Source organism: Jejuibacter sp. L23, from assembly GCF_050815825.1.
Lineage (GTDB): Bacteria > Pseudomonadota > Gammaproteobacteria > Enterobacterales > Enterobacteriaceae > Jejubacter > Jejubacter calystegiae.
Map to the genome: position 1 here is coordinate 4,270,936 of NZ_CP138199.1, position 24,140 is coordinate 4,295,075.

The window sequence follows — 24,140 nt, forward strand, 5'->3', positions numbered from 1 at the left end:
TGTGAACTGGTTTACGGCAAAGGATCCGCTAAAAAAGCTGGAACAGCAGCGGCAGGCGCTTGACCCCGTTCAGGCCGGATGGCCGGAGGGGATACAGGCCATTCTCCGGACGCCGCTGCCGTCGGCAGAGACGGATATTCGCCAACTGCCGCTGTTGGTTTTTGACTTCGAAACCAGCGGCCTGAACGCCGAAAGGGATCGTATTGTCAGCATGGGCTGGGTGGAGGTGCATCAGGGCATCATCGCGCTGGAAAGCGCCCGTCATTTGCTGTTACAGGCATCGACCGATACCGACGGCAGCGCCGTCGCCCTGCACCATATCGTGCCGGAAATGCAGCAACATGGCGTCAGCGAAGCGGCAGCCTTTGATAAGCTCTGGTCGGCAATGGCGGGCAAAGTGCTGGTGGTTCACGGGGCGGTGATGGAGCGCGAATTTACCCGTCAGTACCTGCGGCGCAACGCGCTACCGGAACTGCCGCTGGTGTGGCTGGATACGTTGAAGATAGAACAGGCCTTCCCAGCGGCCAGCGAGCGCGGCGCCGTTAGCTGGCGCCTTTCCGATCTGCGCCGCCGCTACCGGCTGCCGGAATATCCGGCTCATCACGCCCTGAGCGACGCTATCGCCACCGCAGAACTGCTTCTGGCTCAGCGATTCCGTCTGTTTCGTCAGCAGCCAGCACCGCTGGGGGAATGGGTTAAGGCATCGCGCCCGTAAAGGGAAAAGAGATGTTCATGAAGAGGGAGAAAAGAGCATTGCCGTTCAGGCGCTCACTCTGACGGCGTACCATCCTCTTCGTCATCCAGCATCTCTTCGATAAAACGCCGCTGATCGGGATCCAACCCCATACGATCCATCCTGTTGCGGATCTGCCTGTGCCCTTCCGTTTCCGACTCCCCGGAATCCGGCGGTTGCTGCTTCCCCTGTGCTGTCATCAGTATACCCATATCAGAAAAAGGGTGAGCCAGAAGAGCGCTCCCAGCAGGAAGACCAGCAGCCATGCAAGGTACTTTCTTTGATGGTCCTTCAATATCTCTCTCCGGCAAATAATCAAAAACCAGATCATTCTTAACAATTTTTAGGATTATCCTTAACAATGACACTTTAGCAATTTGCAGAAAACGTGTAAATCACCCGCATCTTTACTTTGTCTGAAAGAGGCGGGTGACAGGAGACAGTATTGAGGAAAGCGCCAGAGGGCTACGCCAGGCGGCGCGCGCCGGAACGGTCGCGGAAATCTCTGGGCGTGACGCCCGTGCAGCGCCGAAAGAAACGGGAAAAGTAGGTGGCATCACTAAAGCCAAGGTAGTCGGAGACCTGACTGACCGTCATGCTGGTATAACGCAGGCTGCGCTTCGCTTCCAGTAGCAGACGCTGATGCAGCACGCTTAGCGCACTGCATCCATGATATTCACGGCACAGGGTATTAAGATGGGCGCCGGACATACCAATCTGGCTGGCATAATGGGCAACTGGTAGATGTTCCCGATAGTGGAGTTCGACCAGTTGGTTAAAACGCCGGATGGCCGCACGCCGCCGCTCCAGCCGGTCACTCACCGCCTTACGCGGCGCGCCCTGACGATTAAGCCAGACCAGCAGAGTGCCGAGCAGCGAGTGGATCATCATATCCCGGGCGTCATGATCCGCCCGATATTCATGCTGTAGCGTCTCAAATAACGCATTAATCCGACTACTGGACGCCCCCGGCTTCATACAGGCCGCCTGGTTCAGCACCTGCAACGGACGACCAAACTGCTGCTCAAAGCGCGCCACCAGCGGCGCCGCCAACGATAGAGAAAATCCCTGCGTCCCCGGCGCAAAGCGAAAACCGTGCACGCACAGGGCCGGAACCACCTGCAGGCAGGGCTCGCTGTAGCGCCGGACCACATCTTCAATCTCGATCTCCACCTCCCCCTTATGCATATAAAGCAGCTGTATAAGATCGGTATGCTGATGGGTACGAATATGCCACTCATGTAGCCTGCTACGGCTACGAATAGACTCACAGTGCAGCAGATCCGGCGTTGGCCAGTGCAGGCGTTCGCCATAGAGCTTAAAGATTGGAATATGCCGCGCCAGGGTCATTACGCCTCCTGTGGTTTATGGCCCGGCCAGCCCCGGGAACCAAAGCGATCGTAAGGTTTCGGCCAGGATGCCTTTTCACCCATGGCGATCGCGGCATGGATCGGCCAGTGAGGATCGTCAAGAATAGCGCGCCCCACCGCGATCAGATCCGCTTTGCGCTCCTGAAGGATCGCATCGGCCTGCTTCGCTTCATAGATCATGCCTACCGTAATGACGATCGCATCAGGCAGCGCCGCTTTTACCGCTGCGGCAAAGGGTACCATATAGCCCTGCTGCCCGGCGGGCGGTGTCTCGTTATAAACGTTATATCCCCCGGAAACGCTCAGGTAGTCATATCCCAGACGATGCAGCTCCCGGGCAAACTGAACGGCTTCTGCCAGTTCCAGCCCTCCATCAGCAAATTCGCCACCGTTAAAGCGTACGCCTAACGGCAGCGAAGCTGGCCAGATCTCGCGCAGCGCCTGGGCCACCCGCAGTGGAAAGCGCATCCGGTTTTCCGGACTGCCGCCATAATCATCGCGACGCTGGTTACTGAGCGGCGACAAAAACTGGCTCAGCAGATAGCCGTTAGCCGCCAGCAGTTCCGCAAAATCCACTCCCGCTTCCAGCGCCCGCCTGGCGGCACTGATAAAGGCCTGAAGAATGCGATCCATCCCGGGCTCATCCAGCGCTTCTGGTACGGACCATCCCGGCCGCCACGGGACGGCGGAAGGAGCGACCGTATGCCATCCTCCCTGTTCGCTGCCGAGCGGGGCGCCGTGCTCGATCCACGGCGGGCTGGTGCCTGCCTTGCGCCCGGCGTGATTAAGCTGCACGCCGATGGGAGTATCACTGTAAGTACGAATATCGGTCAGTAACTTCTGTAACGCCCGCGCCTGGGTATCGTTCCATAAACCCAGGCAGTGCGGCGTAATCCGGCCATCCGGCGTCACGCCCAGCGCCTCGCTAATCACCATACTGGCGCCGGAAATCGCCAGACTACCGATATGCCGCGCGTGCCACGGCGCCACCACGCCATCGCTCCCTGCGGAATATTGCGACATGGGCGGAACCACAATGCGATTTTTCAGCGTCAGCGGCCCGACCTTAAGCGGGCTGAATAACAGGGACATAATCACCTCCGGACTCAGGAAACCTGATGTTGCGGCCCTCCTGCGGTGCACACCCCACCGGAACCGACGGCAATATGCCAGAAGCTGCCGCATGCTGTGGGGATGCTCCGGTGACAAAGCCCCCCACTAAGAGTTTAATGGGGTGGCCGAATTCCTGCTCAATAAGCTGGGGCCTTTATTCTCCGTCAGCGCACCTCTTCAAACGGCAGGCCGACATAATTTTCCGCAATGGTGGTCAGCCCGGCCCGGGAGGTCAGGTAATATTCGCGTTCCGCCTGTTGGATCCGGCGCTCGAAGCCGCTCTGCTCGCTGAATTCATGTAGCAGGCCGGTCATAAACCAGCTAAAGCGCTCCCCTTTCCACACCCGGCGTAACGCCAGTTCCGAATAGCGTTCCAGCAGATCGGTTCGCCCTTCGTGATATACCTTGCTGAGAATGCGCCACAGGTAATTGACGTCCGACGCGGCCAGGTTAAGGCCCTTGGCGCCGGTCGGCGGCACGATGTGTGCCGCATCCCCCACCAGAAACAGACGCCCGTACTGCATGGGCTCCGCCACAAAGCTGCGCAGCGGTGCGATGCTTTTTTCCAGCGACGGTCCGGTCTGCAACCCGGCGGTCAGTTCGGCGGGCAGGCGCTGCTCCAGCTCATCCCAGAAGCGGGCGTCCGACCACTGCTCCACCTTTTCGCTAAGCGGCACCTGAAGGTAGTAACGGCTTCGGGTCAACGAGCGCTGACTGCACAGTACAAAACCACGGGAATGATGCGCGTAGATCAACTCGTGATGCAAAGGCGGCGTGTCCGCCAGCAGCCCCAGCCAGCCGAAGGAATATGCGCGCTCATACTCGCGCAGCACCGTTTTGGGAATCGCCTGGCGCGATACGCCGTGAAAGCCGTCGCAGCCCGCCACATAGTCGCACTCGATACTGTAACGTTCCCCCGCCTGTTCGAAGGTAACCCGCGGCCTATCGGATTTAAGACTGTGCAGCTCCACCCGGCTGACGCCATAGAACGAGGCGCCCCCTTCCTGCTCCCGCGCCGCCATCAGATCCCGGGTCACTTCGGTCTGTCCATAGACCATCACCGCTTTGCCGCTCAGGGCCTTAAGAGCCACCGGAATACGCTGCCCGTCGAACAGAAATTCCACCCCCTCATGCACCAGTCCTTCGGAATCCATGCGCTGGCTGACGCCTGCTTCACGCAGTAGCTCAACCGTACCGCTTTCCAGAATACCGGCGCGAATACGGCCCAGCACATAGTCGGGGGACTGACGCTCGAGGATGATATTGCTGATTCCGGCAGCTTGCAGCAGCTGGCCAAGCAGTAGTCCGGACGGACCCGCGCCAACGATAACGACCTGGGTTTTCATAGGGTACCTCGCAGATGAATTGTTATTTATTTGTTTAATTTGTGTTTTAAAAATGATTGATATTGCATTTTTGATATGACGGAGGGAAAAAAGAAGGCCAGTTTTTCATCAAAACTTGCACTTTTCGAAAATCATCGGGAAATGTGGCGGAGTTCAAACTTCAGGAGTGCGGCGCCAGGCAAAGCCCGGCGCCGGAAATCATTAGCGCTGGACCTGGCGAGTAACCAGGGTCGGGAGCGTCCAGGCGCCACCGGGGCGAATCATCATGCAGCGGCCGGTATCGCCATCCGAACTGGCGACGAAGCGCTGGCCGTTCCAGGTCCAGCTGGAAAAGCGTATACAATCGCCCAGTCCACGTCCCTTCTGATAAAGTTCGAGGCTTCCCTGCTGGTAAGACGTAGCGCCAGTGGTCACCAGCTGCACCGGTTCGTGGTTCTCGTTGTCGATAACAAACCAGATATCGCCGCTGTTATAGGCACCGCGCCAGCAGGATGCCCCCACCAGCCCATAGCGATCGTCCAGCCGGGCGAAATACCAGTGTTCACCCATCCATTCATCGTCGCAATCGCCGCTGGCCTCAATGCGCGATATCAGATTCGGCTTTATCCGCGCGATCTCATCGGCCGTCATGGCGCGGCTCTCTTTATCCGCCACCGGCGCTTTCGCGACAACGGTCGCGGGATTCGGCTGCCGTACGCCGGATTCATCTCGCGTACCAGGCCGAATCAGCGCGCCACGGGTACCCACCCTGCCCTGCAAGTCATCCATTTTGAGCAATACCGCGCTGGATCCCGCTCCGGAAAGCGGATACGTACCGCGGGCATCACGAAAACCAATAGCGCTACCGCTATGCAACGCCGCCATAAAGGCGTCGAGCTGGCGCCCATTCATCAGCCAGGCGTCATCATCAGCGGGCTGTAACATTCCGAGTGACTGGTTCGCTACCATCAATTGCGGCGCATCGCCTGCGCTCTGCCCATCTTCTGACTCAGCCAGCCGCACCCGATTGTCCAGCGGCGTACCTGGGCCCGCCTTACGCATCAACAATACGCTGGCAGCCTGCTCTGTCCCTTCCGGCGAATAGCCTGCGGCGCGACAGGTCAGGGTGTTATCGCAGACCAGATCCCAGTCCTTATGGGAAAAGCTGCTGCCATCCGCCGCCACGGCCCGGGCGGCCGACAACGCCAGACAGCACAGCGTAACTAAGCAAAGGTGATTCCTCACGATCATGACAAATTCCTTAATAGCCAGAGTCACTCCCGGACCCGGAAGCGTTTGTCAGTATAGTCGGGCACGGCTTTACTCCCGGCGCTTTCTTTGCCATCATTTAGGAAATGATCATTTTCTAATTTGGGAGCGCCATGGGTCAGTCACAGGTTAAAGAGCGTGGACGACCGCGGGAATTCGACACAGACAGCGCCCTGGATCAGGCGATGCTGGTTTTCCGCAACCGGGGCTATCACGCCGCCACGATAGGCGACTTAAGCACCGCTATGGGCCTGACTTCGGGCAGTATCTATAAGGCCTTTAAGGATAAGCGTAATCTGTTTATTCAGGTTTTCGCCCGCTATTTGTCACAGCGCAGTGCAGCACTGCAGGCCCGACTGGCGCCTTTTGCCAGCGGCCGGGAGCGTATAGCCGAATGGCTGCGCTTTTATCTGGAATCCGCAGCAGATCTGGAAGGACGGCGCGGCTGTCTGGTGGTAGGCAGCACCGTGGAATCCCAGGCGCTGGATGAAGAACTGGCCGGCCTGGCGCGCCAGGCCGTCATGCGCAACCGGGCATTTATTGACGAAATGATTCGCGAAGGCCAGCGCGATGGCTCGATCGCAGCCGGTATCGATCCGACACTGACGGCCGATCTGCTGCTCTGCCTGACTCTGGGAATGCGCGTTATGGGCAAGGTGACGGAAATTCGCGATGGCAATGCCGCCATCGCTCAGATCATGAAGCTGCTCGACTAAAAATTTTACCCATTTAGGAATTGATCATTTCCTAAATATCACAACGGGAGAAATCACCATGCCAACAAACACGTTAAACAACGGCCCTGCATCGCGCCCGGTGGCGTCGCTTCCCGGCTTTGAACATCGTTACGCTACCGTCGATGGCCTGCGGCTCCACTACGTGGCTGGCGGCAATGAAGAAGGCGCTACCCTGGTGCTGTTCGCCGGTTTTCCGCAAAGCTGGTACGCCTGGCATAAGGTCATGAAAGCGCTGGCCTCACGCTTTTATATTATCGCGCCGGACCTGCCGGGACAGGGGGATTCCGATAAACCGCTGGATGGCTACGATACCCTGACCCTGGCCGATAAGGCCCATGGCCTGCTGGCGCAACTGGGCGTGCACCGCTACTATCTGGCCGGGCACGACGTTGGCGCCTGGGTCGCCTGGCCTTTTGCCAACCGCTATCGCGATGAAGTGAAACGCCTGGCGTTACTTGATGCCGGTATTCCCGGCATTACCCTGCCGGACGCACTGCCACTGTCCCCCGATAAAGCCTGGAAGACATGGCACTTTGCGTTCCACATGATCGCCGATCTGCCGGAAGCCCTGATAAGCGGGCGCGAACGGCTCTATCTCGACTGGTTCCTGCGCCGCAAAACAGCCTTTCCGGACGCTTTCTCAGAACAGGATATCGATGAGTATCTGCGGGTATTTACCACCAGCGGCGGCCTGCGGGCGGGGCTGGCTTACTATCGGGCCGCCGATCTTTCCGCCCGCCAGAACCGCGAGCTACAGCAGGCGGGCCCCCTTAACGTGCCGGTACTGGCTCTTAGCGCCGATCGGGGTTCGATTCCCGATATGGCGGCACCGCTGCGCCCCTTCGTGACCAGGATAGAAGGACAGACCATCGCCCACTGCGGCCACTTTATTCCGGAAGAACAACCCCTGGCCACCGCCCGGGCATTAAGCGACTTCTTTATCTGAAAACAAAGCCCCCATCTGCCGGAGCAGTATGGGGGCTTTACTGGAAACGCCAGCCGGTTACCAGCCCTTTATGGCATCCCCTTTGTAGATCTCTTCGGTCTTTTTCACCACTTCATCAGAGCGAAACGCCTCAACCAGCTTCGCCAGTCGCGGATCGTCTTTATCTTCGCTCCGCGCCACCATCACGTTGACATAAGGCGAGGCTTTATCTTCCATAAACAGGCCGTCACGGGTGGCGGAAAGCCCAATTTGCGAGGCGAAGTTGTTGTTAATAATCGATAAATAGACGTTGCCGTCATCCAGCGTCCGGGTCAACTGCGGAGTATCCACTTCCACAAACTTCAGATGCTTAGGATTGGCAGTAATGTCCAGGGTCGTGGGCAGGAAGCCAACATCCTCTTTCAGCTTAATCAGCCCTTTCGCTTCCAGCAGCAGCAGACTACGCCCCAGAGTCGTGGCTTCGTTGGAGATAGTCACCGTCGCGCCGTCCGGCAGCTCAGACAGGTTTTTCAGTTTCTTCGAATAGCCTGCGATGGGGTAAACGAAGGTGTTGGTCAGGATCGCGAACTGATAGCCGCGCTCTTTCGACTGATCCTCCAGGTAAGGAATGCTCTGGAAGGCGTTAGCGTCCACGTCTTTATTACGCAGCGCCTCGTTGGGCAACACGTAATCATTAAAGGAGACGACTTCGACATCCAGTTGATATTTTTCATGAGCGACTTTTTTCACCACATCCCAGATGGCCTGGTCCGGACCGGTGTTAATCGCCACTTTTACTTTACTGTCATCGTCCTGAGAGCAGGCGGTCAACAACAGGCAGGCGCCAGCCAGCAGGGCGGCTACAATTTTTTTCATCTTAAAATTCCTTTTAATTCACAATGATAAATAATAATGATGCCATCCATTGGAGCACAGCCCTGCATAATGAGGAAATACCGTTATTGAATAACCATATATCCATCCAGACGTCTATTCACATAAAAGCGCCTGAGGCGCCTCGCTACGCGCCTGCCACCAGGTGCGCCAGTACCCGGCCACAATATCCGGATGGAAGCGCGCCGCGCTTAGCCGCGCCTGCTGGCGCATCCGGGACTGTTGCTCAGGATGGGTCAGCACCTCAATAAGCGCGTCGGCCAGCGCCTGTTCATCGCCATCCGGCACCAGGCGGCCGCAGTCGAAGTCGGCCAGCAGATCGCGCGGACCATACTTCACCGCCATACTGACCAACGGCGTCCCGTAACTTAGCGCCTCCAGACCGAACTGCGACTGCCCTTCCTGGTCGGAGCAGAGCACCGCGCAGCAGCTTTCGCTATGGAGCCGGGCGATGTCATCGGTAAAACCGTGGATCTTTATCGACGCCTCCAGCCCCAGTTGCGCCACCTGCCGCACCAGCCCCTGACGCAACGGACCGGCGCCCCAGGTGTGTAACTCCGCATCCGGCACCGCCTGTAGCACTCGCTGAAACACCCTGACCAGCAGATCGTGACGTTTTTCTGCCGAATAGCGCGCCATATAGAGCACCCGCCGGTTATCCCTGTTAGTGGGTGTAATACCAGCCAATGGAGCCTCATTCGGGATTATTCGCAGCATCTCGGGTTTTACGCCATCGCGTACCAGATCGTCATGCTGTTCCCGGGTCAGCACCAGAATTTGATCGACCGGCGCTTCCGCCACCAGCAGGTGCGCGTAGGACTGCTTCAATTTCCCATTGCGCAAACGGTGGGTATTATGAATAACCGACGTCACCGTGGCGTTAAAACGCGACCTGGGATCGGATAAGACAAAATCACGCCACGGCAGATTTTTATCGACGATAAAGTGCCAGCGCACCTCAGGCGCCAGAGTGGCATTCAGCGCCGCCGCCAGCCAGGCCGACTCGCTCAGGAAGCTGACCATGCCGCTTCCGGTCTGGTGCCAGTCGATGCGCGTCAGCACCGAACGATCGTTACGGCTCTGATAGTGTTTCAGCAGCAGCGCCTGACTGTGGCCGTCCACAAAAACCTCCAGCGCCAGGCGCTGCGGAGCGTCCTTATGGGCAAACTGCAAACGATACAGACCACCATCGCTGCGGGTACGGTTCAGTAGCGGCCCGGGCACCTGCCAGGGCAGCGCCGATAGTTCCCCGCGATCGCGCATCGCCAGCAGTCCGTCGTAAATCGACATTACCCGTACGCCCTGCGGCAGTCGGCCACTCTCTTTAAACTGCGCCACCGTCTGCCCCAGCGCCGGATTCCACGCCGACGTCATAATGCACGGCGTCTGCCCCAGCCGTTCAACGAACAGCCTGGCGCGCCGCGCCATCGCCACTTCGATGCCGTTGCCGACATTACGCAAGTTTTCCCCCAGAAACATAATCTGGGTGGCGGACCATGGCGTTAATGCCACCGGCTGGCGCTGACTGCGTCGCAGCCAGGTCAGATAAGCGACATAGCCCGACAGATAGTGCTCCACATCGTCGATCCGCACCCGATAGCCGTGATGACGAATGAAAAAGCTGCCAACAATGCGCCGGGGTCGTTTGAAATACATCGCCAGTTCCGGCCAGAAGAAGCCGTTCAGCAAGTAGCGCGCCCGGGTTTCCAGCGCCCGGTTAAATTTAGCGAGGTCGAAATCCGCCAGCAGCCCACGATGAGGAGAATTCGCCAGTCGGGTCAGGGTCTGTTGCGCCGCCATCATCAGTTCCAGCAGCGTGGGATAGGTGGTCACCCGCTCGGCAACAAAATCGAGGTGATCGCGGACATTGTCCAGAGCAAAGCGGAAATACTTCTCTTCCGGGCAGTAGATCGTCAGCTCATTAATACAGTAGCCCAGCCAGTGATCGTGGGCGCGCCAGTGCTCCTTAACGATAAAATGATCCACCGCTTTTTTAACGCGATCCAGCCAGCGGGCTTCGGCGGTCAGGCTGTACAGACGCATCAGCGCAAAGGCCGCTTCGCCATCGTAATAGATAATGCGATGAGCCTCTTTGAGCGACAGATCCGCCGCATTCAGCACGTGCACAAAGCCGCCGCTGTGCGGATCCTGCATAAAAGCAATGCCTTCCGCCAGCCGGTTCATCTGCTCCAGATAGCGGGTTTCGCCGGTGACTTCACTGTACTTCGCCAGCGCCAGGATCGCCACGGCGTTAGCGCCGAGTTTAATTTCATCACCGACATCCACCACAAAGTCGGCGCTGCCGCCGTCAGGCAATGAAAAATTCTGAATCAGTTGTCCGGTTAAATAGTCCAGCGCCCGCTCAATGGCCGCTTTATGTTCCGGATTACGCGTCAGTGACCAGCCATCGATCAGCGCCCAGGTACTGCTGGCGTGACGCAGGGCATTATAGGTACCAATTCGCCGGTCGAAACAGGGGAACCAGCCGTACTCATACTTGCCTTGCGCCAGTACCTGGCGGGCCAGGAAATCGCAGCCCTGAGTAATGGCCTGCGGCAACGCCGTCTGCTGCCAGTTTTCTACCTGCCGGAAACCGGAATAACGGCCCTGCGAAGTGAGTTCCCATACCTGGCGGCCATCGGTAAACAGGCCGCAGGTGGTAAAGCGCCACAGCGTTTCGCTGTCGCTTTCGGGCCAGCTTAGCGCTTCGCCAAAGCGCTGTTCGCCGTAGCGCGCCAGATTACCGGCATTGGGCGTGGCGACCGGAATCTTGCCGTCGTAGAGAATAGCGTTGGCGTTGATTTCCATTTCCAGCAGCGTCCGGGAGAATTGCGCGTCAAAACTCAGGCCAAAGCGGAAGTAATTACGCTTGGTACGCGCCAGTTTTTCCTTAAGCTGACCCCAGTTCAGAGGCTCAATCTTGTTCACCACCTCCACCCGCAGCCAGCAGGGCTCCACCTGTGATTTATGGCGCTGTTTTTGCAACGCCTGAGCGCCAGCCAGCCAGGCTTCGGGAAAGCTGCGTCCCCGTGCCGTTACCACCCGGGCACGGCTTTCCGGTGACCCCAGGCTAAAAAACAGCGTCCAGCCATCGCCTTGCTTTTCTGGCACCAGGGTCTGCGCCTGCGGCCAGGCGCGCTCTAATAAATGACTTAAAGACATTGCCATCCTCCCGGAAAATTAGCGTTCCCGCAGTGCTTCTTTGGCGCGGTTAAAGGGTTTAATCAGATAATCCAGCACCGTTTTCTCGCCAGTCTTGATATCCACGTTGGCGATCATACCCGGTACGATCGAAAAGCGTTTGCCTGCTTTGTTGTGCAAAAAGTCGTGATCAGTACGAATAAAGACACGGTAATAGTAGATTTCCGGTTTGGCCTCGTCCTGTATAGTGTCCGGCGAAATGCTCTCTACCTGCCCTTCCAGACCACCGTAGATGGCGTAGTCATAGGCGGTGATTTTCACCAACGCCTTCTGCCCCGGGTGAATAAACGCAATGTCGCGCGGCGACAAACGCGTCTCGATCAACAATCTATCGTCGATCGGCACAATCTCCATCAGTTCGCCGTTAGGCGGAATCACGCCGCCAATAGTGTTTACTTTAATATTTTTCACAATGCCGCGCACCGGCGAAGTCACCGTCATTCGCCGCAGGGAGTCGGCTCGTCCCTTAATAACTTCCGATAACGTGCTGGATTCGGCATTAGCTTTGGACAGTTCCTCCCGGGCCTGAACCAGATACTGGGAACGCAAATCCAGCATCTTCAGTTGCAGATCGGCCTTCTGACGCTGAAGTCGCAGAGCGTCCACATTGCTGGCAGCGCCGGTGTTCACCAGACGCTGGGTGATCTCCAGCTCCCGGCTTACCGACGCCAGAGACGCCTTAATCTGAGTCAGCGAGTCGGCATACTGGCTACGTCTGGCGTGATACAAGCGGCTCTCTGCGGAAATGAGCTGCGGAGAGTCCTTAAGCGCTTCCGGGAAGGTCAGTGGAAGATCGTTCACTTCGGCATACAGGCGAGCGCTGGCGGCCAGCGCCGCCCGATAGCGGGCCTCGCTCTCCCCTACGTTGGATTGCGAACGGGTCGGATCCAGTCGGGCGATTATCTGACCGGCCTGAACCCGCTGCCCCTCTTTTACCCCCAACGCCACCAGAATGCCGCCGTCCAGTGACTGAATCACCTGCTCGCGTGTGCTGGGAATCACCTTCCCGGTTCCGGTGGACACTTCGTCCAGAGTGCCGAACCACGCCCAGACCAGAGTCACCAACAACAGCAGCGCAATTACCACCACCACCCGTTGGGAGCGGGACAGCGCGCCATCATCCATGTCGCTATCCACTCCGGCCAGCAGCGGCAGCGCCTGTTCAGGCTGACTGTTTTTCATTATCGCCTCCCGCCGGGGCCGCTGCCCGGTTAAGCACCTGTTCTTTCGGCATATCCATCACCAGTTGCCCCTCTTTGAGTACCAGCACTCTGTCTACCAGCGCCATTACCGCGGTGCGGTGAGTCGCCACCACCAGGGTGCGTCCTCCCAGCCAGCGTTCAAGACGTTGCAGGAAGTCGCGTTCAGTGTGTTCATCCAGCGCCGCGGTGGGCTCATCCAGCAGCACAATATTGGGATCGCGTAGCAGCATTCGCGCCAGTAGAATGGCCTGGCGCTGGCCGCCCGACAGACCGCTGCCCCCCTCCATCACCAGATGGTCGAGCCCCAACGGCAGACGGCGGATAAAGTCCGCGCCGCCGCACACCTCCAGCGCCGCGAAAACCTCATCGTCTCTGGCATTCGGCGCCCCCAGAGTCAGGTTTTCGCGCAGCGTGCCGTGAAACAGTCGGGCGTTTTGGGTCAGCAGCCCGACGTTACGCCGCACATCCGCCATATCAATATGCCCCAGGCTCAGATTATCCAGAGTCAGTTCCCCTTCCATCAGAGGAATACCGCCAGCCAGCGCCTGTAGCAGGGTCGATTTTCCGGCGCCGTTGCGACCCAGTACGGCGATACGCTCACCGGCCTCGATCTCAAGCTTCGCGACCCGCAGCGGTACCTGGGGATCATCCTGGTGATAGCGGAACAGCGCATTGCTGAAACGGTAGTTGCCGTGCAGCACCGGACTGGCGATACGCTGCTCATCCGGACCATTTTCCACCGGCAGACTCATAATGCTGTCCAGTCCGGCTTTGGCGGCCCGTGCCTGCTGCCAGCGCGCCAGAACGCCGCACAGCGCGGTCATGGGAGCCACCATGCGCGCAGAAAGCTGCGAAGCGGCCACCACCGCGCCGGTCGTGATGTCACCGTCGATCACCAACGGCGCTCCCAGCATGACCACGCCAGCATAGACCATGCCCTGAACGCTCATCCCCCAGGCGATTAGCCCCTGGGTCAGCTTACGGGTGCGAACCCCAGACTGGGCGGTGATCTGGATATAGCCATTCCACTGCTGCAAAAAGCGATTTTCCGCCTGCATCAGCTTAATGTCTTCCAGCCCCTGGATACTTTCGACCAGCACGGCGTTACGCAGGGTCGATTCCTGCACATTCTGACGGGCCAGATGAGCCAGCTTTTTTTGCAGCATCAGACCCGGCGCCAGCATCAGGATCGCCGCCAGCGGCGCAATCCAGGCCAGTTGAGGCGCAATAACGCAAAGGACCACCAGAAACAGCAGGAAGAAGGGCAAATCCACCACGGCGGAAACGGTGGACGAGGTCACCATTTCACGAATCTGCTCCAGCTCGCGCAGTTGGGAGATAAAACTACCAGTAGAACGTGGCACCGCACTGTTGCGCAGTCGCAGGGCATGGCCAAACACCCGGTCGGAAATACGAATATCCGCCTGTTTGCCCAGTATGTCGGTAATGTGGCCGCGCATCAGCCGTAGCGCGAAGGCAAACAGCACCGCAATCAGCACTCCAAACGCCAGAACGTACAGCGTGGGGTACGACTGAGCCGGAATGACCCGATCGTAAACCTGCATCGAAAAAATAATGCCCGCCATCGACAGCAGATTGATAAACAGCGAAGCCAGCATCACATGGCCGTAAGGGCGCAGTTTCTGTATCGCAAGCTTACGCAGCCAGTCTGGCCGGAAAGCCTCCAGATAGCGGCTGGCACGGGGATCCCGCGCCTGGGCCGACGGGCGCAGCGCCACCACCAGACAGATTTCCGACAGCAGGTCCTGAAGCGGGTAGCGATTAATGAGCTCTTCATCGCGCGTCAGGCTGACCGCCACCTGGTCCTCGCCGTCAAAGCTGAGTATGACGCCAATCTGACCGTCGCGCAGTTGGACTGCCAGCGGCAATTGCCAGCGTGAAATCTGCCCGATCTCTTCGCTCAGAATTCGCGCCTGTAGCCCGGCCTGGCGTCCCAGGTTTTTCAGTACCTGCGCCAGAGGCTGTTCGCTCTGCCAGTTGGCAACCGCCTGCAAACTGCCCGCGGAGTATGTAATACGATAATGACGGGCCACCTGGGCGATAACCCGCTGCCAGTCGGCAATATCTTGCGCCGTTGGTGTTTCTACGTGCGGCGCTGGAAGGATGTCACTCATGAACGGATCTCCACGCCCTGGATGGCTTGTTTATCAAGAGAGAAGGCGCTACGGGTGCGCCCGGTGCTGTACAGGCAGTCGAGTTGCAGGCTTCTGAGCTGACTTCGGGTTTGCTGTTCCACGAAGCGCGACTGGAAGATCTCCTGCTCAATGTTGAGCACATCCAGTAGCGGGCGGGTGCCCAATTCAAGGTATTGCTGCTGATACAGGGTGCGGGTCTTCTCGCTCAGCGCCTGTTGGCGGGCCTGAATCAATAGCGCCTGCTGCAGACTGACCGCTTCGTTGCTGGCCTCGCTCAGTTGCTGGCGAACCTCTAACTGCGCGGTTCTTACCGCCGCCGTCGCCGCCGCCACGCTGTGCTGCGCCGCATCGCGACTGGCGGTTAGCGCTCCCCCCTGATACAGCGGCATCTGCACCCGGACCCAGGCAGAATACTGGGTCCGATCCAGGGTCTGACTGTTGGCATAGCGATCGTTCAGGTAGTGGGTAACTTCAGGTTCCAGAGAAATGGTGGGCAGCAGTTGGGCGTTCGCGCTATCCAGCTGCGCCACGGCCTGATTCATTTGGGCATGGGCTGCCAGCACTTGCGGTACCAGTTGGTCGTCGATATGCGATACCTGGCAGGCGCCATCCATCTGACGCGGGAAAACGTCACTGACTGATTGAGTCTGTTCCCACCCCAGATAAGTGGAGAGCGTGGCCCGCCAGCGTTCAAGGCTGGCCTGATACTGGGTCAGCGTCGCTCTGGCACCTTCGATACGCGCTTCGGTCTGCACCACATCCGACAGCGAACTGGCGCCTTCGCTATTGCGCTGACGCGCCAGCACACCGATTTTATCCAGTGCCGCCAGTTGTTCCTGCGCAATGGCTACCAGCCGTTGATAGCCCTGAACCTGAACCAGCGCCGCACCGGCGTCGTGGGCGATTTTATCAATGCTCAGCAGCACCATAGCCTGCTGCTGCGCCACGGCGGCGTTCGCTTCGCGCACCGAGCTGTCGACTTTGCCGAAGTCGTACAGCATTTGTGAAATGGATAATACCAGCGACGGACTATAGCCATGATCGGTATAGGTATTGGTCACGCCGTTATTAAATCCCCCGTTGACCTGGGGATAATATTTCGCGCGTGCCACATCGACTTTCGCCGCCTGGGTAAAAAGTTTATTAATTTCTTCACTAATATCCGGATACCACTGAACGGCGCGATGTACCGCAGCGTTAATATCCAGCGGCGTGGAAGGCTGATGGCGCAGAGGCTCCATCACCTGGCCTGTTAATGCAGGTAGTTGCTGTGCCTTTAATTGCTGGGGGTCAATCGTTCGAATGTCGTCCGATTCAGATGCGGCATAGCATGGCATCATTCCCATTAGCAGGCAGACGATCCCCACATGGCAATAGCGATGTATTCCCATATTACTTCCCAAAAATTCAGTTTTATTATGATTAGCACGATAAATAATCGTTATTTTCTCCGCCGGTATCGTTATTCAATCCGATACCTGGCGGGCACATCCCTGTGCCGCCTGTTTTCCGTTACACGTTATCCTGACTGTTGTGCTGTAGCAGTTCGTCCAGCGTGACTTCTGCCCCTTCCAGGGTAATCAGTTCCGTGGACTGGTATTGCGAACCGCTACCGTCTCTGTCGATTGAAATAACGGTGTTTCCGTCTTCCGTATGCTCCACCGACAGATACTGGCCGAAGGTATCGCTACTGCCATCCCAGTCGGTAAGCAGCCCGGTGACGTCTACGCCATCGCCATCGGCGGTGGAGAAGTCGCTCCAGACATTGTCGCTACCGTTACCGCCGGTGCTGTCCTGTGCATCCAGCAGGTTAAAGATGACCGTATCGGCCCCCGCCCCCAGCGTATAGGTATCGTCATAGGCGGTACTGGTGACCGTATCGCCCTGACTGCTACCACTCAGCATCGGATGCAGATCGACCGTCAGCGTCGCACTGACGCTGGCGTTATCTGCGGTCTTCAACTGATAGTCAAAGGTCTCCTTCTGGGTGATGGACGTGATATCAACATCGCCATTCAGGCTGTAGCTGTAGTGACCGTCGCCATAAATGGTGAGGGTGCCGTACTTGCCTGCCAGGGTTGCCGGCTGCTCATCGTACTGATTGAGCGTAACCGACTGCTGGTCGTTACTGACGATAAGCTGAGTGTTGATATCAAGGGTTTCATCCGCTGCGCCATCGGCATCGCTGCCATCCAGGATGTTGCCCGTGACGGTCACGGCTTCACCGGTATGGAACTCATCCAGTGTGATTTCGGTGCCTGAAAGCGAGGCATCAACCGATACCGTTGGCCGTGAAATCACCGTTCCCGCCGCATCGGAGATGCTGGTGACGTGCAGAACATAATCTCCCCCTGCCAACACCAGGGAGCCCAGGCTTATCGCCTCCGGCGACGCATTGCTGTTGGTTATCAGGGGCGAGCTACTGCTTGCCACCACTTCGCCTGCCGCATTGGTAATGGTGTAGCTAATGGTCAGCCCCACGCTGCCCAACAGCAGGCTATCGTCCAGGGCGTACTGCAACGAGATCCCCGTCAGGACATGGCCTTCATCCACGTGGAAAGCGCCCTGGGCGTTCTGCGTGACGCTGCTGCTGCCGGTGGTCCAGTCGGCGCTGGCCAGGTTTACCTGACTAAACGCAGCGCTAACGTTGGCCGCAGCCGCTTCCAGCGCCACCGTATCATCAACGGCGGTAAGCTGAGGCTGGGTCAGATTAACGGTCAGGGTCGCGGTGGACTGAGTCCCCTGCGGTCCGGTAACCGTATAGCTAAAGCGTTCGCTCGCTCCGACGTTCGCCGCTTCCTGACCGCCATACAGGGTATAGGTGTAGTTCCCCTGATTATCGATGGCCAGTTCGCCATACAGACCGGCAATGGTGGTCGTCCCGTCGCTGGCGATGGTGACGCCGTTCACGCTACTAATCACACTGCCTTCAGGCACCGTATCGGCCCCGTCACCTTCGCTTACCACGTTGCCCGTAACGCTGACGTTATCGGTGGATACCGAGTGGGTCACATCGGACAGCACTTTCAGGGTATATCCCGTCGCCACTGAAAGACCGCTGGTAGCATTGAGCAGGAACAGGTAGTTACCTTCCGTCAGGGTAATCGGCAGTTCATCCGAAACTCCGCCCAGCAGGATGATTCGATACCAGTCTTCCACGCGCTGCATGACCTGATACTGGCCGCTCTGTTCATCGTATTTGTAGATGTACAGATCGAACGAGGTTCCTATCGCAATGCCACCGGCATTGGCCTGCAGGTTCAGGTTGCGTACTTCATCCGCCCCTACGGAGAAGGTTGCCTGGTTATTGATATCGATCAGGCTGAGATCCAGGATATCGCCCAATCCCAGGTTCAGCAGTACAAAGCCGGTCTTCGAACTTTCACCGTTATCGGTTTCCTGATAGACAGTTTCGACATCCAGCGTGACCCGATCGTCAACGGCCGTTACCACTTCGTCGCTGCCACCCGGCGGCGTCAGCGCTATGGTCAGGTTCGCACTGGAGCTTTGCGTTCCGTCGCTCAGGGTGTAGGTGAAGGTTTCGGTTTTACCCTGTACCGAGGTCGAGGTATCCAGCAGCGTGTAGGTCCAGCTACCGTCGGCAAACAGCGTCAGCGATCCATACTCGCCGTCAATGGTCACCCCTTCGCCACTGGCGGGAACCTCAACGACCGTACCATCGCTATTGGTGACCTGACTAACCAGCGTGCCTGCCGTTACGCTATCGCTACCGTGAACGCCGTCATCATCGGTAATCAGGTTACCGCTGGCCGTACCGCTAACGCCCGGCCCGGTATCGGTGACATCAACCGCGACGGTGGTGGTGGAAAGCAGCCCCAGCAGCGCGTTATCACTGAGCGCCGTGACGCGATACTGTCCGGGTTCCAGGTTATCCAGGGTCAACGAAACGGTGTCGCCACCGATAATGGAGATAAGCGACGGATCGCTGGAGCTATCTGCCACGGTGACCCAGGTTTCGCTGCTGGCATCCCAGCGCTGCACCGCCACATCCAGATCGCTGATGGCGGAAAGTAACGAACGACCAGTGACTGTCACATCGATACTGGCGCTGTGCCCTTCCTCGACGGTGAAGCCGGTAACGGCATTACCGCTGCCCAGATTAATTAATCCGCCCAGAAGACCGATAAAGATGCTACCGGTATCCGAATGGCTGCTGGTGGTCTGGGTTGTGGTGGACGTCAGCTCCAGTTGGATTGCATCGTCTCTGGCCTGGAGATCGGAGTCGCTGTCAGAGTCCGAGTCGCTGTCGGAGTCTGAGTCGCTGTCCGAATCTGAGTCGCTATCGGAGTCTGAGTCGCTGTCTGAATCCGAGTCACTGTCAGAGTCAGAATCGCTGTCCGAATCCGAGTCACTGTCAGAATCCGAATCGCTGTCAGAGTCCGAGTCGCTGTCGGAGTCCGAGTCGCTGTCGGAGTCCGAATCGCTGTCCGAATCCGAGTCGCTGTCCGAATCCGAATCGCTGTCTGAATCCGAGTCGCTGTCAGAATCCGAATCACTGTCGGAATCGGAATCACTGTCAGAGTCAGAATCGCTGTCCGAATCCGAGTCACTGTCAGAATCCGAATCGCTGTCAGAGTCCGAGTCGCTGTCGGAGTCCGAGTCGCTGTCGGAGTCCGAATCGCTGTCAGAGTCTGAGTCGCTGTCGGAGTCAGCATCGCTGTCAGAATCCGAATCACTGTCAGAGTCGGAATCGCTGTCAGAGTCCGAATCGCTGTCTGAATCCGAGTCGCTGTCAGAGTCTGAATCGCTGTCGGAGTCAGCATCGCTGTCCGAATCCGAATCGCTGTCCGAATCGGAATCACTGTCAGAGTCAGAATCGCTGTCAGAGTCAGAATCGCTGTCAGAGTCCGAGTCGCTGTCGGAGTCCGAGTCACTGTCAGAATCGGAATCACTGTCAGAGTCTGAGTCGCTGTCAGAGTCGGAATCACTGTCAGAGTCGGAATCACTGTCGGAGTCCGAGTCACTGTCAGAGTCTGAGTCGCTGTCGGAGTCCGAATCGCTGTCCGAATCCGAATCACTGTCAGAGTCAGAATCGCTGTCCGAATCCGAGTCACTGTCAGAATCCGAATCGCTGTCAGAGTCCGAGTCGCTGTCGGAGTCCGAATCGCTGTCAGAATCCGAGTCGCTGTCCGAATCTGAGTCGCTATCGGAGTCTGAGTCACTGTCAGAATCGGAATCGCTGTCAGAGTCGGAATCACTGTCAGAATCGGAATCACTGTCAGAATCGGAATCACTGTCAGAGTCTGAGTCGCTGTCAGAGTCGGAATCACTGTCAGAGTCGGAATCACTGTCGGAGTCCGAGTCACTGTCAGAGTCTGAGTCACTGTCAGAGTCAGAATCGCTGTCAGAGTCAGAATCGCTGTCGGAGTCTGAATCGCTGTCGGAGTCAGCATCGCTGTCCGAATCCGAATCGCTGTCAGAGTCAGAATCGCTGTCGGAGTCTGAATCGCTATCCGAATCCGAGTCGCTGTCGGAGTCTGAATCGCTGTCGGAGTCCGAGTCACTGTCAGAGTCTGAGTCGCTGTCAGAGTCTGAGTCGCTGTCGGAGTCCGAGTCGCTGTCTGAGTCAGCATCGCTGTCCGAATCCGAATCGCTGTCTGAATCCGAGTCGCTGTCGGAGTCTGAATCGCTGTCCGAATCCGAGTCACTGTCAGAATCGGAATCACTGTCGGAGTCCGAATCGCTGTCAGAGTCAGAATCGCTGTCGGAGTCTGAATCGCTGTCGGAGTCAGCATCGCTGTCCGAATCCGAATCGCTGTCTGAATCCGAGTCGCTGTCAGAGTCTGAATCGCTGTCCGAATCCGAGTCACTGTCAGAATCGGAATCACTGTCGGAGTCCGAGTCACTGTCAGAGTCGGAGTCTGAATCGCTGTCGGAGTCCGAATCGCTGTCCGAATCCGAATCACTGTCAGAGTCGGAATCGCTGTCAGAGTCCGAATCGCTGTCTGAATCCGAGTCGCTGTCAGAGTCTGAATCGCTGTCGGAGTCAGCATCGCTGTCCGAATCCGAATCGCTGTCAGAGTCAGAATCGCTGTCGGAGTCCGAGTCACTGTCAGAATCGGAATCGCTGTCAGAGTCGGAATCACTGTCAGAATCGGAATCACTGTCAGAGTCTGAGTCGCTGTCAGAGTCTGAGTCGCTGTCAGAGTCGGAATCACTGTCAGAGTCGGAATCACTGTCGGAGTCCGAGTCACTGTCAGAGTCTGAGTCGCTGTCGGAGTCCGAATCGCTGTCCGAATCCGAATCACTGTCAGAGTCAGAATCGCTGTCCGAATCCGAGTCACTGTCAGAATCCGAATCGCTGTCAGAGTCCGAGTCGCTGTCGGAGTCTGAGTCGCTGTCTGAATCCGAATCGCTGTCGGAGTCCGAATCGCTGTCAGAGTCTGAGTCGCTGTCAGAATCAGCATCGCTGTCAGAGTCCGAATCACTGTCGGAGTCCGAGTCGCTGTCTGAATCCGAGTCGCTGTCGGAGTCCGAGTCAGCATCGCTGTCTGAATCCGAGTCGCTGTCGGAGTCTGAATCGCTGTCAGAATCCGAGTCACTGTCAGAATCAGCATCGCTGTCCGAATCGGAATCGCTGTCGGAGTCCGAGTCAGCATCGCTGTCTGAATCCGAGTCGCTGTCAGAGTCAGAATCACTGTCCGAATCCGAGTCGCTGTCCGAATCCGAGTCGCTGTCGGAGTCTGAATCGCTGTCAGAGTCCGAATCGCTGTCAGAATCAGCATCGCTGTCAGAATCAGCATCGCTGTCAGAGTCTGAGTCGCTGTCAGAGTCGGAATCACTGTCGGAGTCCGAGTCGCTGTCAGAGTCTGAGTCGCTGTCGGAGTCAGCATCGCTGTCAGAGTCCGAGTCGCTGTCGGAGTCGGAGTCGGAGTCACTGTCAGAATCGGAATCGCTGTCAGAGTCGGAATCACTGTCGGAGTCCGAGTCACTGTCAGAGTCTGAGTCGCTGTCGGAGTCAGCATCGCTGTCAGAATCCGAATCACTGTCGGAATCGGAATCACTGTCAGAGTCGGAATCGCTGTCAGAGTCCGAATCGCTGTCGGAGTCCGAATCACTGTCTGAATCCGAGTCGCTGTCAGAATCAGCATCGCTGTCCGAATCCGAATCGCTGTCCGAATCCGAATCACTGTCTGAATCCGAGTCGCTGTCAGAATCAGCATCGCTGTCCGAATCCGAATCGCTGTCCGAATCCGAATCGCTGTCCGAATCCGAATCACTGTCAGAGTCCGAATCGCTGTCAGAATCAGCATCGCTGTCCGAATCCGAATCGCTGTCCGAATCGCTATCCGCATCAGCGTCAGAGTCTGAACCGCCGCCAGCTCCCTGACCTTGTACATTCACGGAAAAATCCGGGGAACGGGCGCTTACGTTCCCTACCGCATCGGTGACAACCGTCGAGAAATGATGAGAACCCTTTGTCAGTTCAGAAGGGAAGGTAAAGCTCCAGTTGCCATGGCTATCCGTAATCGCTTTGCCAATCAGCGTATCGCCATCATAAACAGAGATGGTACTTCCGGGCTCCGCATTACCACGTAAAGTGGGACGCGTATCGTTAACGGTTCCGCCGTTGGAAATAATCTTGATATCTTTGCCGGAATCATCGATCAGCTCCAGATTGGTGACGGCGGCAACCTGAGTATCCACGGTCACGACGAGCTCCGTCGAACGCTCACTCACGTTTCCGGCTTTATCCGTGACGGTAATGCTCAGACTGTGCTGACCATCGCTCAGAGATGTCGACGGCGTAAAACGCCAGTTGCCATTGCTGTCCGCCGTGACGCTACCCAGCACTTTATCGCCATCATAAACGGTGACCAGGCTGCCCGCTTCCGCCGTTCCGCTCAACGCGGGCAGACTGTTACTGGTTGCACTCTCACCGCTAATGGTGCCGGCTTCAGGCGCGCTGGTATCCACTGTAATCGTAAATGACGGGGAAGGATCGCTCACGTTCCCGGCGCTGTCCGTTACCGTCACGCTCAGGCTGTGCTGACCATCACCCAGCGCCGTCGATGGTTTAAAACTCCAGTTACCATTGCTGTCAGCCGTGACGCTGCCCAATACCTTTTCACCATCATAGATAGTGACCAGACTGCCCGCTTCCGCCGTTCCGCTCAGGGTTGGGCGGGCATCGTTCGTGGCGCCGCCGCGGGTAATCTCCCCGGTAACGGGTTCCTGATCATCAACAATCTTCAGATCGTCGACGACGGCGGGCGCCGTATTATCATCCTCACCAGAATCCATTTCCGGGGGGACATAGCTATGATGATTATCGTCATCGTTATTCGCCCCCAGGAACATGGCAGCGATACCCAGGGCGCCCGCACCGGCCATGATAAAAGGCGCTGCGCTGATGCCTTCATCCTCTGCGGCCAGTGCGCTGATATCTTCTATGGGCTGGAAATGCGGTACGCTTTCCGGGTTTTGCACCCACCACAATGCGCCTTGCCCATCTTCCAGTACCAGCTTGCTGGTTTCCCCCTGTTCATTTGCGGTAAAAAAATTTTTTACCACAACTTTTTCGCCATTATTTAGCGAAATTGAGAGGTCATTCCCCACCCTGCTGGTTCCCGCAATATCTTGCGGGTTTATTTTTAATTTCACAATGCCTGGTGAAGATAAATTAATCTCATTGCCGCTGGTAGCGCGCATGGCATTACCAGCAGCATCGGTGATTGCGATGTCTACCATATTAGCTTCCATTACAAAGGTTAAGCTGACCAGAACTAATCAGCGCCGCTGTATGTATTTTTTAAAGTTATTGCTATGTGAATTGTTATTTCTGCCTGGGAGATACAACAGAGCGCAAAACTAACAACAGACGCAACTCTGGCATCCCAGGGCAGTCTCTTTTTCATCACCACCTGTAAGGGAATATGTAAAACGGTTTATGGGTGTTTCGAGTCTAGCTGGATGCTCAAAAAGTGCAAAACAGGTATAAGAATAATCTATAAAGACTTTATTCACTGAAATAAATACAGCATCCATATGAAAATAAACATAAAAACAAAATCACTTTAGGATAAACGCCACAATAACCACTTGATAGCAAAGGTTAAAAAAACCAACCAATCACAAAAAAAGAGATTAAATCCAAAAAACAAAACAAATAAAGAAAAACAAAAAGGCAGAAAACCAAAAACCCAGAACAAAAAACTATAAAAGAGCAAAAAATAAAAACAAACAACCAAAAC

General features: G+C 56.9%; 14 protein-coding genes. 3 read left to right on the forward strand and 11 right to left on the reverse strand.

The window, feature by feature from the left end; all coding sequences use genetic code 11:
* The first annotated feature begins 1 nt into the window (after window position 1).
* A complete protein-coding gene (locus SCU88_RS20485) occupies window positions 2-715 on the forward strand; it encodes a 3'-5' exonuclease (RefSeq protein ID WP_206665543.1) in 714 nt (237 codons plus the stop codon).
* 53 nt (window positions 716-768) lie between these two features.
* On the opposite strand, the gene SCU88_RS20490 is transcribed toward SCU88_RS20485, so the two are convergent.
* From SCU88_RS20490 to SCU88_RS20510, 5 genes are all read right to left on the reverse strand, one after another.
* Complete coding sequence (locus SCU88_RS20490) at window positions 769-933, reverse strand: hypothetical protein (RefSeq protein WP_168198746.1); 165 nt, start codon at window positions 931-933, stop codon at window positions 769-771.
* Between the two features lie 265 nt (window positions 934-1,198).
* Window positions 1,199-2,083, reverse strand: a complete 885-nt coding sequence (locus SCU88_RS20495; protein WP_175341006.1) for a helix-turn-helix domain-containing protein — start codon at window positions 2,081-2,083, stop codon at window positions 1,199-1,201.
* Window positions 2,083-3,195, reverse strand: coding sequence for an NADH:flavin oxidoreductase/NADH oxidase (locus SCU88_RS20500; RefSeq protein WP_175341007.1), 1,113 nt, complete (start codon window positions 3,193-3,195; stop codon window positions 2,083-2,085). Before SCU88_RS20500 ends, SCU88_RS20495 begins: the two co-directional genes overlap by 1 nt.
* Before the next feature lie 185 nt (window positions 3,196-3,380).
* A complete protein-coding gene (pobA, locus tag SCU88_RS20505; RefSeq protein WP_175341008.1) occupies window positions 3,381-4,562 on the reverse strand; it encodes a 4-hydroxybenzoate 3-monooxygenase in 1,182 nt (393 codons plus the stop codon).
* 201 nt (window positions 4,563-4,763) lie between these two features.
* The gene (locus tag SCU88_RS20510) at window positions 4,764-5,792 is read right to left on the reverse strand and encodes a DUF1176 domain-containing protein (protein ID WP_138093326.1); all 1,029 of its coding nucleotides are present in this window, start codon (window positions 5,790-5,792) and stop codon (window positions 4,764-4,766) included.
* A 131-nt stretch (window positions 5,793-5,923) separates the two neighbouring features.
* Here SCU88_RS20510 and SCU88_RS20515 point away from each other — a divergent pair, with 131 nt between their 5' ends.
* Window positions 5,924-6,526, forward strand: a complete 603-nt coding sequence (locus SCU88_RS20515) for a TetR family transcriptional regulator C-terminal domain-containing protein (RefSeq protein WP_175341009.1) — start codon at window positions 5,924-5,926, stop codon at window positions 6,524-6,526.
* 58 nt (window positions 6,527-6,584) lie between these two features.
* A complete protein-coding gene (locus SCU88_RS20520; RefSeq protein ID WP_175341010.1) occupies window positions 6,585-7,493 on the forward strand; it encodes an alpha/beta fold hydrolase in 909 nt (302 codons plus the stop codon).
* A gap of 57 nt (window positions 7,494-7,550) precedes the next feature.
* Here the strand turns inward: SCU88_RS20520 and SCU88_RS20525 are convergent, their stop codons facing one another.
* The 6 genes from SCU88_RS20525 to SCU88_RS20550 form a co-directional block, all read right to left on the reverse strand.
* Window positions 7,551-8,348 carry a MetQ/NlpA family lipoprotein gene (locus tag SCU88_RS20525; protein WP_175341011.1) on the reverse strand — a complete coding sequence of 266 codons (798 nt, stop codon included), beginning with the start codon at window positions 8,346-8,348 and terminating at the stop codon, window positions 7,551-7,553.
* Between the two features lie 114 nt (window positions 8,349-8,462).
* Complete coding sequence (locus SCU88_RS20530; protein ID WP_175341012.1) at window positions 8,463-11,528, reverse strand: glycosyltransferase; 3,066 nt, start codon at window positions 11,526-11,528, stop codon at window positions 8,463-8,465.
* An 18-nt stretch (window positions 11,529-11,546) separates the two neighbouring features.
* Window positions 11,547-12,692, reverse strand: coding sequence for an HlyD family type I secretion periplasmic adaptor subunit (locus tag SCU88_RS20535; protein WP_421805379.1), 1,146 nt, complete (start codon window positions 12,690-12,692; stop codon window positions 11,547-11,549).
* A gap of 37 nt (window positions 12,693-12,729) precedes the next feature.
* Window positions 12,730-14,904: a type I secretion system permease/ATPase gene (locus SCU88_RS20540; RefSeq protein ID WP_175341013.1), complete on the reverse strand. Its 2,175-nt coding sequence runs from the start codon at window positions 14,902-14,904 to the stop codon at window positions 12,730-12,732.
* On the reverse strand, window positions 14,901-16,265 hold the full coding sequence (locus SCU88_RS20545) for a TolC family outer membrane protein (protein ID WP_421805381.1): 1,365 nt from the start codon (window positions 16,263-16,265) through the stop codon (window positions 14,901-14,903). Before SCU88_RS20545 ends, SCU88_RS20540 begins: the two co-directional genes overlap by 4 nt.
* A 172-nt stretch (window positions 16,266-16,437) precedes the next feature.
* Complete coding sequence (locus tag SCU88_RS20550; RefSeq protein ID WP_175341014.1) at window positions 16,438-23,637, reverse strand: BapA/Bap/LapF family large adhesin; 7,200 nt, start codon at window positions 23,635-23,637, stop codon at window positions 16,438-16,440.
* Window positions 23,638-24,140 lie beyond the last annotated feature (503 nt).